This is a genomic window from Halopseudomonas sp. (assembly GCF_041579695.1).
Classification (GTDB): Bacteria; Pseudomonadota; Gammaproteobacteria; order Pseudomonadales; family Pseudomonadaceae; genus Halopseudomonas.
The window spans coordinates 41745-54098 of record NZ_JBFGFI010000011.1; the positions used below are offsets into that span (position 1 = coordinate 41745).

The following is a 12354-nucleotide window of genomic DNA, read 5'->3' on the forward strand; positions in this document are numbered from 1 at the left end:
CCATGGCCGAACCCTGCTACCACTGCGGTGAACCCGTCCCCGCTCGCTCCGACTGGCACTGCAGCATCCTTGGGCAAACCCGGGCGATGTGCTGCCCGGGCTGTCTGGCGGTAGCCGAAGCGATTGTGGCTGGGGGACTGGACTCCTATTACCGTCACCGCACCGACCGATCAGCCAATCCGCAGGCTCTACCGCAGGTACTGCAGGAGGAGCTCGAGCTGCTCGATCGGCCGGACGTGCAGGCACGTTATACCGAAACACAAGGCGACCAGCAGCAGATACGTCTGCTGATCGACGGCATCAGCTGCGCCGCCTGCGGCTGGCTGATCGAGAAGCGCCTGGTCCAGCTGCCGGGCGTCACCCAGGCCACACTGAATCTGGGCAATCACCGCCTGAGTCTCAGCTGGGACCCCCTGCAGACCCGCCTCTCAACCCTGCTCGCCGAGATCAAGCGTATCGGCTATGCCGCTCAGCCCTGGGAACCGGACAAGGCCAGCGAACAGATTGCCGCGGAGAATCGCCGCTATCTGCGTCGGCTGGGCCTGGCCGGACTGATGTTCATGCAGGTAATGATGGCAACCATGGCCCTGTATGAAGAATTCAACCAGGACCTGACCGAGGACATGGCAATCATCCTGCGCTGGGTAAGCCTACTGATGACTACCCCGGTGGTCTTCTATAGCTGCGTACCCTTCTTCCAGGGCGCATGGCGTGATCTGAACAATCGCCGGCTGAGTATGGATGTGTCCGTCTCGCTGGCCATCGGCGGCGCCTATCTGGCGGGCATCTGGGCCACGGTAACCAATACCGGCGAGATCTATTTCGACTCGGTCACCATGTTTGCATTCTTCCTGCTGGCCGGACGCTATCTGGAGCGTCGGGCCCGCCAACGCACGGTGGAAAGCACCGCACGACTGGTGAGCCTGCTGCCGCCCAGCGCCGTGCGCATTGATGATGCCGGCCAGCCCGAGCGCATCATGCTCGACGAGGTGCGCCCCGGCGACCTGCTCGAGGTGCGCCCCGGCGACAGCATTCCGGCCGACGGGATAATCGTTGACGGCATCAGCAGCATCGATGAGTCGGCCCTCTCCGGCGAATACATGCCGTTGGCCAAGCGCCAGGGCGACAGCGTCACCGCCGGCACCTTGAATGTCGAAAGTCCCTTGCGCATCCGTGTTGACGCGGTCGGAGAGAAAACCCGATTGTCAGCCATAGTCCAGCTGCTCGAGCGCGCCCAGTCGGACAAGCCGCGCCTGGGCCGCCTGGCGGACCAGGTGGCCCAGTACTTCCTGATGACCGTGCTCAGCGCGGCGGTGATAGTCGGCTGCCTGTGGTGGTGGTATGCCAATGGTGAAACCGCGTTCTGGATAGTACTGGCGATGCTTGTCGCTACCTGTCCCTGCGCCCTTTCGCTGGCCACGCCGACCGCTTTGACGACAGCCACCGGCAGCCTGCAGAAGCTCGGCCTGCTGATTACCCGCGGCCACGTTCTTGAAGGCCTGACCCGAATCAATACCGTGGTACTGGACAAGACTGGCACGCTGACTGAAGGGCGCATGACACTGGAGCGCATCGAACCCTTCTCTGGTCAGGATGGCGACCGGGCACTCGAGCTGGCGAGAATGCTCGAGGCGCGCTCGGAGCACCCCATTGCCAGGGCATTCGGGCGCACCACCGGCCAGGCGGAGTCAGTTGTCAGCCATCCGGGTCGCGGTCTCGAAGGGCAATGCAACGGCCAGCGACTGCGTATCGGCAAGCCTGATTACGTTGCCGAAATCAGCCACCTGCCAGCGCCAGCGCTACCCGACGAACCCGGGCAGTGGCTGCTGCTTGGCGGCGCCAAAGGCCCGCTGGCCTGGTTCGTGCTGAATGATCGGGTACGCCATGATGCGGCTCAGCTGATCAGCACTCTGCGCGATCAGGGGCTACGCGTGATCCTGCTCTCGGGAGACTATCCCCACGTGGTCGACGCAATGGCCACACGACTCGGGATCCCCGAAGCAATCGGCAATGCCAGCCCCGCTGACAAGCTTGAATTCGTTCAGGAGTTGCAGGCCAGTGGCGCGCGTCTGCTGATGCTGGGCGACGGGGTGAACGACGTGCCGGTGCTGGCAAGTGCCGACATCTCGATCGCGATGGGCGAAGCGTCCGACCTGGCCAAGACCAGTGCCGACGCGGTGCTGCTCAGCAGCCAGTTGGGCGTTCTGTTGCGCTCGCTGGACATGGCACGTCGAACCCGGCGTATCATGTTGCAAAACCTGTTCTGGGCCAGCGCCTACAATGCATGCATATTGCCTCTGGCTGCGCTGGGCATGGTTACCCCAGCATGGGCAGCGATCGGTATGTCGGCGAGCTCACTGCTGGTGGTGCTCAATGCCCTGCGCCTCACCCGAATCAAGCAGTTACCGACCGCCGCGACCGACACCCGCAGACTGCAGGAGTCCCTGGCATGACCGTACTCTATATTCTCATTCCGATTGCCATGGTGCTGGTCGCTGCGGCGATCTGGGTATTTACCTGGGCCGTCAATACCGGCCAGTACGACGATCTGGACGGACCCGCGCACAGCATCCTTTTCGATGACGAAGACCCGGCCCACCTGGAAGCGCGCAAACAGGCCAAAGAAGGTCGTGAGCCAGAGGGCGCGGAAACAGGCTTGTCGGATGACAACACGGATTCCAGACCTTGAGCCTGGAACTGCTACCCCTGTTTCTGACCGCGTTGGCTCTCGGGCTGCTCGGCGGCGGCCACTGCATCGGTATGTGCGGCGGGCTGATGGGTGCGCTGACCATGAGCATACCGGCGCAGCAACGCAAGGGCTGGACCCTGTGGCGCATCCTGCTGGGCTACAACCTGGGCCGCATCAGTAGCTATGCCACAGCCGGTGCGCTGATCGGCAGCCTTGGCTGGCTGGCCCAGGATCTGGGCCTGGGCATGATCCTACGTACAATCGCAGGCCTGCTGATGATTGCCATGGGCCTGTACCTGGCCAACTGGTGGTCAGGGCTTACGCGCATCGAGCGGGTAGGCCGTGGCCTGTGGCGACATATCGAGCCGCAGGCGCGCAAACTCCTGCCTGTTACCAGCGCGCCGCGGGCGCTGGCACTCGGCGCCCTGTGGGGTTGGTTGCCCTGCGGCCTGGTATACAGCACGCTGATCTGGGCCAGCAGCCATGGTAACGGCATCCTCTCGGCGGCGCTGATGCTGACTTTCGGCCTCGGCACGCTGCCGACACTGATGGCTACCGGGCTGATGGCCGAGCGCATGCTGGCATTTCTGCGCAACCGCAAGGTACGCGTCACTGCTGCGTTACTGGTCATCCTGTTTGGTATCTGGACATTGCCCGGGCCGCACAAGGCCTGGCTGATGGGCCATAACGCGCCAGACACAGCCCCGCTGGATGAGTCGCAGAGCACCACACACCATCATTGATATCTGGGTCGCAACAGCACCCCCACTGATTTGGCTCACAGAACATGGAACAACCCGCAGCCATCATGTAACCTTGCGTAACCCATGCTGGCAAACCAGGTATATACATGACCAATCCCATCCGTATCCGCGCTCTGCCTGAAGCACACTGCAAGGACTGCACGCTGTCCGGCATGTGTCTGCCCCTGGCCCTGCAGGCCGAAGAGCTGGATAGCCTGGATGAGATCGTCAAACGTGGCCGCCCGCTTAAAAAGGGTGAAATACTGTTCCGTCAGGGCGAGCCATTCTCATCCATCTATGCGCTGCGCTCGGGTGCGATAAAGACCTTCAGTCTGTCCGATAGCGGCGAGGAGCAGATCACTGGCTTTCACCTGGCCAGCGAAATGATCGGACTTTCTGGAATGGACAATCAGCAATATCCGATGTCCGCGGTCGCCCTGGAAACCACATCGGTATGCGAGATTCCCTTCGAGCGACTGGACGACCTGACCGCAACCATGCCCCAGCTGCGCAAGCAGGTCATGCGACTGATGAGCCGGGAAATCCGTGAAGACCAGCAAATGATGCTGCTGCTGTCGAAAAAGACTGCGGACGAGCGCATCGCCACCCTGTTGATAAATCTCTCTGCGCGTTTCCGCGCACGGGGCTACTCTGCCCGCTCCTTCCGCCTGGCCATGTCACGCAACGAGATCGGCAATTATCTGGGCCTGGCGGTTGAGACAGTGTCGCGCGTGTTCACTCGGTTCCAGCAACAGGGTCTTATCGCCGCGGAAGGTAAAAACATAGAAATCCTTGAACACACCGAGCTTTGCGCCCTGGCCGGCGGCAGCTCCGAGTAGATCGACCAATCAGGACATCTGAATGATCTTTGACGAATACACCATCAAATCCCTAGTGCGCCCGGTGCGCGACTTTCCAGAAGCCGGGGTCACCTTCCGCGACATTACCCCTCTCTACCGCTCGCCGCGGGCAATGCGCATGGTCGCCGACAGCCTGATCCAGCGTTATGTGGAATCTCCGGTCACCCATATCGGCGCCATCGACGCGCGCGGCTTTCTGCTTGGCGCAGTCATCGCCTATGAGCTGAACAAACCGCTGATCCTGTTCCGCAAGGTTGGCAAGCTGCCGGGCGACACCTTGAAGGACACCTATACCACCGAATACAGCAAAGCCGAGTTGGAAGTACAGCGCGATGCATTCCAGGGCGGCGAACAGGTTCTGCTGCTGGACGACCTGATTGCCACGGGCGGCACCTTCCTGGCCGCGGCAAGGCTGGTGCATCAGCTCGGAGCTGTGGTGTACGAGGCGGCAGCGATCATTGATCTGCCCGACCTGGGCGGCTCGCGCATGATGCAGGACGCTGACATTCCAACCTTCACCCTTTGCGCCTTCGAGCAAACCGAATAGAGACATACTCAAGCGGCTGGTGGCTTGCCCGGCCGGCATACGGTTGCAGAGCGCTGCCGCTGGATTTCAACAGTGGGTTTGCTTATTATCGCGCCAATAATAAAAACATGCTTGGATCTTCGCGATCGACCGTCCAGCATGAACTCGCCGAGGAAACCTGGCATGCCTGCTCCCATCCTGCCGCCCGACACACGGGTGTTATTGATAGATGACCATCAGATATACCTCGACGGCCTCTCGCTGACACTGCAGAACCTCTGCGCCGGAGTCATCCTCGACCACGCACATAACGCCGCAGAGGCCGAACGACAGGTGCTGGCCAATGCCTACGACCTGGTGCTGCTGGACCTGCAGCTACCCGACAGCAGCGGCCTTGCGTTACTCCAGAAGCTGCGAAAACTCGATTCCCTGGTGCCCGTCGCCATTCTCACCGCCAGCAATAGCCCCAGCGATCTGGATGCCGCAATGCACCTGGGCGCCGCAGGCTTCATCAGCAAGACTGCGGACGGAACCATGCTGCTCGAAGCCGTGACCCGCCTGCTGTTCGGTGAACAGGTCGTGATTGGAAATGGTACCCAGCCGCTGGACCGACAGGGCTCCGCGCGGGAGGTCGGCGTTACGCCGCGGCAGCTGGAAATTCTCGATCTACTCGCCGACGGTCTGCCCAACAAGGTGATCTGCCAGCGCCTGAATCTGTCGGAAGACACCGTAAAGACCCATCTCAAGGCCCTGTTCAGCGCGCTGGGCTGCCACAACCGCACCGAGTGCGTGAGCACCGCACGCAAACTTGGCCTCGTCAGCTTCTAACCCGCCGCTTCCGGCTGCGTAGCCGGCAGCAATTGCTGGATGACCCGACGCAGCCGCGCGGGCAGCACCGGCTTGTTGATTACCTCGATATCAGACAGCCGCGCCAGGTCGGTTACTTCATCACTGGTGTCAGCCGTGACCAGCAGCGCCGGGCCGTTATAGCGCCTTGAAGCCCGCAGCTCCTGAATCAGCGCTATGCCATCGTGCATGCCCTCAAGCCGGTAATCACTGAGCAGCAGATCAATCATTTTTGGCTGGATGTTTTCAAGAGCCTCTTCCGCCGTGTTGTAGCAGGTCACCTCGCACCCCCACTGATGCAGCAGGGTTTCCATCGCCTCCTGGTTGATCACATCGTTTTCCACCAGCACGATCCGTCCACCCAGTTTTTCCTGCAAAGCCCGGCTAGGCGTCACATTATCCTCTATCCAGTCTCCGCTCGGCACCTCTATCCAGAAGTTCGAGCCCTCTCCCGGTGCCGAGCGCAGCCCGGAAGGATACTCCAGCAAATGGATCACCTGGCGGCAAATCGACAGCCCCAGACCGACGCCTTTCTCCAGGGTACGTGCAGGATTTCGCAGCTGGGTAAACTCCTCGAATATCTGCTTCTGCTCTGTCTCGTTCATGCCTTGGCCATTATCCGCTACAGCCAGACGCACCCGATTCTCGACCTCGGACACTTCAACTCTCACTACCGTGGCATCGGAATGCAACAAAGCGTTATTGATAAAGTTACGCACCAGCCTTTCCAGAAGCAACGGGTCGCTATTTACTGCTAGACGCTGAGGGCATTCAAGCTCGATAGCTATACCCCGCTCATCTGCGCTTACCTCCAAGGTTCCCAAGATTCGTTGCAACCAGGAATGGAGATTGAACGAGCGCAGCTGCGGTCTGACCATACCGACGCTCAGGCGAGACATGTCCAGTAGCGAGTTGAGCATCGCCTGCAACAGATGCGTGGAGTCGGCCAGGCGTTTTACCGTGAGCCGGACGGGCGGGTCGGTAATACGCTCATCAAGATGCTGGATGAACAGGGACATGGCATGCAGGGGCTGACGCAAGTCATGGCTGGCCGTGGCCAGAAAACGTGTCTTGCCCTGGCTTTCGCGCTCGGCTCTCGCCCGCGCGCCCTCCAGCAATTGCTCGTTCAGAAAGGCACTGCGCATCATGTATTCGTATATGTACGCACCCAGACTGCCGATCAACATGAAGCAGGTCAGAAACAGCGCAATGCCAATAATCAGTGTGCGTTCGCTGCCTACCATGTACTCGCCCCACAAATACCCGAGCACAATCGCCACAGAGGAAAAAACCGCATGACGTGCCGGCAAACCGAGCAGGAAGAAACCCGACAGCAGCACCAGGTAAAGACCGTCGTGGGTGACCGGTACCCTGAGCTCGGCGAGGCGGCTTACCGCGATGATCATCGCAACCATCCAGCCAGAACAGACGAGACCGATAGAGGCGACCAGGAACGCCCTTCGCGTTGCCACCCTGCCCGGCCGGTTGGCATACCAGAGGCAGAATAAAACCACCAGAACAATGAACAGCCGGACCGGTATCGTGTAGTCGTGGACGTACTCTGGCAGGTAAGTGAAATCGATCCAGACGAATATCAACATAAGACCGATGCTCGAAACACTCACCAGCCAGACCCGTCGGCACATCTTTTCATGCAGGTACGCCTGGAAAGCGGGCTCGAACTGCTGACTGAATCGCAGACCCGCAAACCGCCGCTGCTGTGCCAGGAGAGCGGGCTCATCTATTGCTGTACTGGGTGAAATCGTCGAGTCGGCGATCATGCTTGTATTCCGTTATCTGGGATTGCCTGGTGTCATTTTTATATCATCGAGCGATATAGGGACAGTATGAAGAACTAAATCATTTTAAAAACAATATATTGCATTGTACTTTTACGGCTATGCTGCAGATAAGCTTCTGATATTCAGGTGAATTTGTGACAGCCGGCACCCCACTGACACATGAATGTATCGCCCACGCTGATCAGGCTCCCAGCCTTGTCAGTACCGTCAATATACTCGCCCTCGTGCCCCCTGCCACCTTACGCCAGGCGGTCATTCGGCCGACTCTCACTTACCTCGGCGTTCCGTCCCGGTCGGCGGAGAACCTGCTACTCGGCACTCTGCTGGTGATGGCCTGGCTACCGCCCGGCAAACGGCCACAGGGCGGAATCGGTCCCTATGGTATACCGCACGCCCTGCATACCAGCATCTGGGACGACTACCTGGCGTCCAACGCCGACCAGGCCAGCCTGATTCGCGGTTTGGCCAGCCAGCGCTGCTTTCTACGCGACCCCCATGCCGAGCTAGGCTACAACCTGGCCTACGCGACCGCGATCGCCTGGCTGATCTACCGGCAGCAGACTCTTGAGCTCGGCGATAACACCAATATCGACGAACTGGCACATGTGTGGCAACTGATGTATCCACACCGCGGAGCACGCGCAAGCGATTTCCTGGGTAGCTGGGAGCTCGCCTTGCAGGACGAATCAGTGGTTTCGCTATAGGCCTATCCCATTCGGATCAATGGCATCCCATCAACCGCAGGCGCGCTGGTTGACCCCGGTGTGTCCGCCAAGCATCCTGTAGCCAAGAATCACTCCCTACAGGAGACATCCATGCCCCAGTCAGACAAGATCAACCGGCAGATATTGCTAGCATCACGCCCGGTCGGCGCGCCAAGCCCGGACAACTTTAAGCTGGTCGAGACTTCCATACCCCGCCCCGCAGCGGGACAAATGCTGCTGCGCGCGCAGTGGATGTCGCTCGACCCCTACATGCGCGGACGCATGAGCGATGCCAAATCCTATGCCGACCCGGTGCCAGTAGGTGGCGTGATGCCCTGCGCTGCGGTGTGTCAGGTCGAGGAGTCGAACCTTGGAGGCTACGTCAAGGGCGATCTGGTCATGTCCTTTACCGCTGGCTGGCAAGATTACTCACTGTCCGCCGGGCCGATGGTATTCAAGCTCGACCGGCACATGAAACACCCTTCCCTAGCCCTTGGGGTGCTCGGCATGCCTGGTTTCACCGGCTATATGGGCCTGATGGACATAGGCCAGCCCAAGGCCGGGGAAACCGTAGTAGTGGCAGCTGCAACCGGACCGGTAGGCACCGTAGTCGGCCAGGTGGCCAAGATTAAGGGCTGCCGTGTGGTAGGTATCGCCGGCGGGCCGGAAAAGTGCGCCTACGCGGTTGAGCAACTCGGTTTCGACGAATGCCTGGACCACAAGAAGGACACTCTCGCCGATGAGCTGGCCAGCGCCTGCCCCGACGGCATCGATGTGTATTTCGAGAACGTCGGCGGCAAGGTGTTCGACGCCGTCATGCCGCTGCTTAACGCCCACGCGCGGATCCCTGTCTGTGGCCTGATAGCCCAGTACAATGCAACCGAGGCGCCAAAGGGTCCCGATCGCATGCCACAGTTGATGCGTCTGCTGCTCAGCCAGCGGATTCGTATGCAGGGCTTTATCATCTTTGACAATTACGGCCCGTACTATCCGGATTTTCTCAAGGTAATGACCCCGTGGGTCGCCGAGGGCAAGGTGCGGGTGAAGGAAGATCAGGTGGTAGGTCTGGAGAACGCGCCCGAGGCGTTCATGGGGCTGCTGGAGGGCAAGAATTTCGGCAAACTGGTGGTGAAGATCGCCGATAGATGAGCAGGGACTTGGCGATCGCGCAGGGACTCATTACTCTGTAGCCACGCCTGTCAGGAATCTGCCATGACCCCCGCGACCAAAGCGCTGGATAAAGCCAGTATCGAATACCGGCTACACCGTTACGAACACGACCCGGCCGCGCAATCCTACGGCAATGAGGCGGCTGACAAGCTCGGCCTTGATCCGGCTCGCGTATTCAAGACACTTCTGGCCAGTAGCGAATCCGGCGAGCTGCTGGTTGCTGTGGTACCGGTTACCGGCATGCTGGATCTGAAAGCGCTCGCCAGCGCCGCGGCGGTGAAAAGAACCGCGATGGCCGATCCCGCGGCGGCCCAGCGCAGCACCGGCTATCTGCTCGGCGGTATCAGTCCTCTGGGGCAGAAGAAACGCCTGCGCACCTTTATAGACAGCAGCGCCGGGCAATGGCCTACCTTGTATGTCAGTGGTGGTCGGCGTGGCCTGGAGATAGAACTCGCGCCCCAGCTTCTGGCCGTGCAGACCGGCGCACAGATCAAGCCAATTGCCCGCCTGCCCGACACGTCCGACAACAGAACCTTACAATCATAACAACCGAACAGAAACGGGAGCGCAGCATTCATGGCCCAGCATATCCTCGCCATCGACCAGGGCACCACGAGCAGTCGTGCGATTATCTTCAATACCCAGGGCCAGCCGGAGAAGGTGGTCCAGACCGAATTCAGGCAGTATTTCCCGCAGGATGGCTGGGTCGAGCATGATGGCGAGGAGATCTGGTCGTGCACCCTGGATGTGTGTCGCCAGGTGCTGCAAAAAGCCGGCCTTGATGCGCAGGATATCTGCGCGATCGGTATTACCAATCAGCGCGAAACGACGCTGCTTTGGGATGCCGACAGCGGCGAGCTGCTACACAACGCGATCGTCTGGCAAGACCGCCGCACTGCCGACTTCTGCCATGACCTCAAGGCCGCCGGCCACGAGCCGATGGTGACCGAGCGGACCGGCCTGATCATCGACCCGTACTTTTCCGGCACCAAGCTGTCCTGGCTGCTGGACAACGTCGAAGGCGCCCGCGAGCGTGCGCAACAGGGAAAACTGCGCTTCGGTACAGTCGACAGCTTTCTGCTCTGGCGCCTGACCGGCGGCAAGGTTCATCGCACCGACGCCACTAACGCTTCGCGCACGCTGATGTTCAATATACACACCCAGCAGTGGGACGAAGACATGCTCACGCTGCTGGACATCCCCGCCAGCCTGTTGCCTGAAGTAATGGACTGCGCCGCGGATTTTGGCCATACCGACCCCGAGCTGCTTGGCGCCAGCATTCCCATCGCCGGCATCGCCGGGGATCAGCAGGCGGCACTGATCGGTCAGGCATGCTTCGAGCCGGGCATGGTCAAGAGCACCTACGGGACCGGCTGCTTCATGATAATGAACACTGGCGAGGTGCCAGTCGCCTCGCGTAACCGGTTGCTGACCACGGTCGGCTACCGGTTGCAGGGCAAGACCACCTATGCGCTGGAAGGCAGCATATTTGTCGCCGGCGCGGCCATACAGTGGCTGCGCGATGGACTTAAGCTGATCCAGCATGCTGGCGAAACCGAAGCGATGGCAGAGCAGACAGGCGACCAGTGCGGCGTCTTTCTGGTGCCCGCCTTTACCGGCCTGGGCGCACCCTACTGGGACCCGAAGGCACGCGGCGCAATATTCGGCCTGACCCGCGATACCGGTATTGCCGAGATCGTTACCGCCGGGCTGCAGTCGGTATGCTTCCAGACCCGCGATCTGCTCGACGCAATGACTGCTGACGGCGCCAACAGCACTGCAGCATTGAGGGTAGACGGCGGCATGGTAGTCAACAACTGGGTGGTCCAGGCCCTGGCCAACATCCTCGGTGTACCGGTGGACCGGCCTCAGGTTACGGAAACCACGGCACTGGGCGTGGCCTACCTGGCTGGACTTCAGACCGGTCTGTACCGGAGCCTGGATGAAATCGCCGAGCACTGGCAGTGCGAACGCGCCTTCACTCCCGCCATGCCCGAAGCCAAGCGCAACGAGCTCTACCGGGGCTGGCTGGATGCGATCCGGCGGGTTCGCGAGTAATTCTCAGGGAGCAGGCACAGCGTCAAGCACTACGCATCCCTGCTGTCTGAACTCTGGCCGGTGAGCACCAACTCGCCTGTATCCCTCTCGCTGGAGATCGCATCCGGCTCCTGCTGCGTGGTGTTCCGGTCGCCAAAACCTTGGTTCTCCCGCGCTTCAGCAAAAAGACTCCAAGCGGAAATGAACATGGCAGCAATCATCGGACCGATAACAAAACCGTTGATGCCGAACAACACCAGACCGCCGATGGTGGCAATCAGGATGACGTAGTCGGGTAACTTGACGCCCCTGCCCACCAGGATTGGACGCAGCAGGTTGTCTGCCAGGCCGATGACTATCACACCATAGGCGGTGAGAATCAGGGCGGGTACAAACTCCCCGCTCGCCAGGAAATAGATGGCTACCGGCCCCCAGATCAGACCCGCGCCAACTGCTGGCAATAACGACAGCACAACCATTACCGCCCCCCAAAGCAGCGCGCCCTGGAGGTCCAGTATCAAGAAGATGATACCGCCCAGCGTTCCCTGAACGATCGCCACCAGCACATTTCCCTTGACAGTAGCCCGCACCACTGCAGTAAAACGCGCCAGCAAATGCTGCTTGTAGGGTTCTCCGAGGGGGATAGTGCGGCGTATCCCCTCCGCCAGGCGCGGACCATCGCGCAGCAGGAAAAACAACAGGTACAACATGACAAAAAAGCTGATGACGAACTGGAAGGTGCCCTGGCCCAGGCTGAACATCCGGCTGGCCAGCACCTGACCTGCATCCTGGCCGAACCGGGAAAATTGCTCCTGTACATTAGAGAAATCGGTCAGGCCAAATCGCGCCAGCGCATTCTGAAGCACCTGCGGCAATGCATTTACCACCTGCTCGAAATAGCTCGCCAGATCCAGCTCGCCGGAACTGATGCGCTGGTAGAGCTCCCTGCCCTCCTGCACCAGCGTGCCAGCCAGAAG

At 60.4% G+C, this 12354-nt stretch carries 12 protein-coding genes; 10 read left to right on the forward strand and 2 right to left on the reverse strand.

All coding sequences use genetic code 11. The features are described from left to right. Nucleotides 1-2 precede the first annotated feature (2 nt). From ABYA88_RS04480 to ABYA88_RS04505, 6 genes are all read left to right on the forward strand, one after another. On the forward strand, nucleotides 3-2453 hold the full coding sequence (locus ABYA88_RS04480) for a heavy metal translocating P-type ATPase (RefSeq protein ID WP_373185687.1): 2451 nt from the start codon (nucleotides 3-5) through the stop codon (nucleotides 2451-2453). After that, nucleotides 2450-2689 carry a cbb3-type cytochrome oxidase assembly protein CcoS gene (gene ccoS, locus ABYA88_RS04485; protein ID WP_373185688.1) on the forward strand — a complete coding sequence of 80 codons (240 nt, stop codon included), beginning with the start codon at nucleotides 2450-2452 and terminating at the stop codon, nucleotides 2687-2689. The genes ABYA88_RS04480 and ccoS overlap by 4 nt, the downstream gene beginning before the upstream one ends. Next, nucleotides 2686-3432: a sulfite exporter TauE/SafE family protein gene (locus ABYA88_RS04490; protein WP_373185689.1), complete on the forward strand. Its 747-nt coding sequence runs from the start codon at nucleotides 2686-2688 to the stop codon at nucleotides 3430-3432. Before ccoS ends, ABYA88_RS04490 begins: the two co-directional genes overlap by 4 nt. Nucleotides 3433-3539: 107 nt before the next feature. Next, nucleotides 3540-4271 (forward strand): fumarate/nitrate reduction transcriptional regulator Fnr, encoded by a 732-nt coding sequence (gene fnr, locus ABYA88_RS04495; RefSeq protein ID WP_373185690.1) that lies wholly within the window; start codon nucleotides 3540-3542, stop codon nucleotides 4269-4271. A gap of 22 nt (nucleotides 4272-4293) precedes the next feature. Next, nucleotides 4294-4839 (forward strand): adenine phosphoribosyltransferase, encoded by a 546-nt coding sequence (locus ABYA88_RS04500; RefSeq protein ID WP_373185691.1) that lies wholly within the window; start codon nucleotides 4294-4296, stop codon nucleotides 4837-4839. A gap of 162 nt (nucleotides 4840-5001) precedes the next feature. After that, nucleotides 5002-5646 carry a response regulator gene (locus tag ABYA88_RS04505; protein ID WP_373185692.1) on the forward strand — a complete coding sequence of 215 codons (645 nt, stop codon included), beginning with the start codon at nucleotides 5002-5004 and terminating at the stop codon, nucleotides 5644-5646. On the opposite strand, the gene ABYA88_RS04510 is transcribed toward ABYA88_RS04505, so the two are convergent. Further along, entirely contained in the window at nucleotides 5643-7445 is a 1803-nt protein-coding gene (locus ABYA88_RS04510; RefSeq protein WP_373185693.1) for an ATP-binding protein, read from the reverse strand. The genes ABYA88_RS04505 and ABYA88_RS04510 overlap by 4 nt on opposite strands. A 155-nt stretch (nucleotides 7446-7600) precedes the next feature. Between ABYA88_RS04510 and ABYA88_RS04515 the strand changes: the two genes are divergently transcribed. The 4 genes from ABYA88_RS04515 to glpK all read left to right on the forward strand — a co-directional run bounded on the left by ABYA88_RS04515 (nucleotide 7601) and on the right by glpK (nucleotide 11398). Next, the gene (locus ABYA88_RS04515; protein ID WP_373185694.1) at nucleotides 7601-8170 is read left to right on the forward strand and encodes a hypothetical protein; all 570 of its coding nucleotides are present in this window, start codon (nucleotides 7601-7603) and stop codon (nucleotides 8168-8170) included. Between the two features lie 111 nt (nucleotides 8171-8281). Continuing rightward, a complete protein-coding gene (locus ABYA88_RS04520; RefSeq protein ID WP_373185695.1) occupies nucleotides 8282-9319 on the forward strand; it encodes an NADP-dependent oxidoreductase in 1038 nt (345 codons plus the stop codon). Between the two features lie 63 nt (nucleotides 9320-9382). Further along, on the forward strand, nucleotides 9383-9886 hold the full coding sequence (gene ybaK / locus ABYA88_RS04525; protein WP_373185696.1) for a Cys-tRNA(Pro) deacylase: 504 nt from the start codon (nucleotides 9383-9385) through the stop codon (nucleotides 9884-9886). Nucleotides 9887-9916: 30 nt separating this feature from the next. Then, nucleotides 9917-11398, forward strand: coding sequence for a glycerol kinase GlpK (glpK, locus tag ABYA88_RS04530; protein WP_373185697.1), 1482 nt, complete (start codon nucleotides 9917-9919; stop codon nucleotides 11396-11398). 29 nt (nucleotides 11399-11427) lie between these two features. On the opposite strand, the gene ABYA88_RS04535 is transcribed toward glpK, so the two are convergent. Further along, nucleotides 11428-12354: AI-2E family transporter (locus tag ABYA88_RS04535; protein ID WP_373185698.1), on the reverse strand; the 927-nt coding region annotated here is incomplete at its 5' end.

Coding starts and splice junctions, on each gene's coding strand:
- ABYA88_RS04480 (WP_373185687.1), top strand. CDS start 3: ATGGCCGAACCCTGCTACCACTGCGGTGAACCCGTCCCCGCTCGCTCC.
- ccoS (WP_373185688.1), top strand. CDS start 2,450: ATGACCGTACTCTATATTCTCATTCCGATTGCCATGGTGCTGGTCGCT.
- fnr (WP_373185690.1), top strand. CDS start 3,540: ATGACCAATCCCATCCGTATCCGCGCTCTGCCTGAAGCACACTGCAAG.
- ABYA88_RS04500 (WP_373185691.1), top strand. CDS start 4,294: ATGATCTTTGACGAATACACCATCAAATCCCTAGTGCGCCCGGTGCGC.
- ABYA88_RS04505 (WP_373185692.1), top strand. CDS start 5,002: ATGCCTGCTCCCATCCTGCCGCCCGACACACGGGTGTTATTGATAGAT.
- ABYA88_RS04510 (WP_373185693.1), bottom strand. CDS start 7,445: ATGATCGCCGACTCGACGATTTCACCCAGTACAGCAATAGATGAGCCC.
- ABYA88_RS04520 (WP_373185695.1), top strand. CDS start 8,282: ATGCCCCAGTCAGACAAGATCAACCGGCAGATATTGCTAGCATCACGC.
- ybaK (WP_373185696.1), top strand. CDS start 9,383: ATGACCCCCGCGACCAAAGCGCTGGATAAAGCCAGTATCGAATACCGG.
- glpK (WP_373185697.1), top strand. CDS start 9,917: ATGGCCCAGCATATCCTCGCCATCGACCAGGGCACCACGAGCAGTCGT.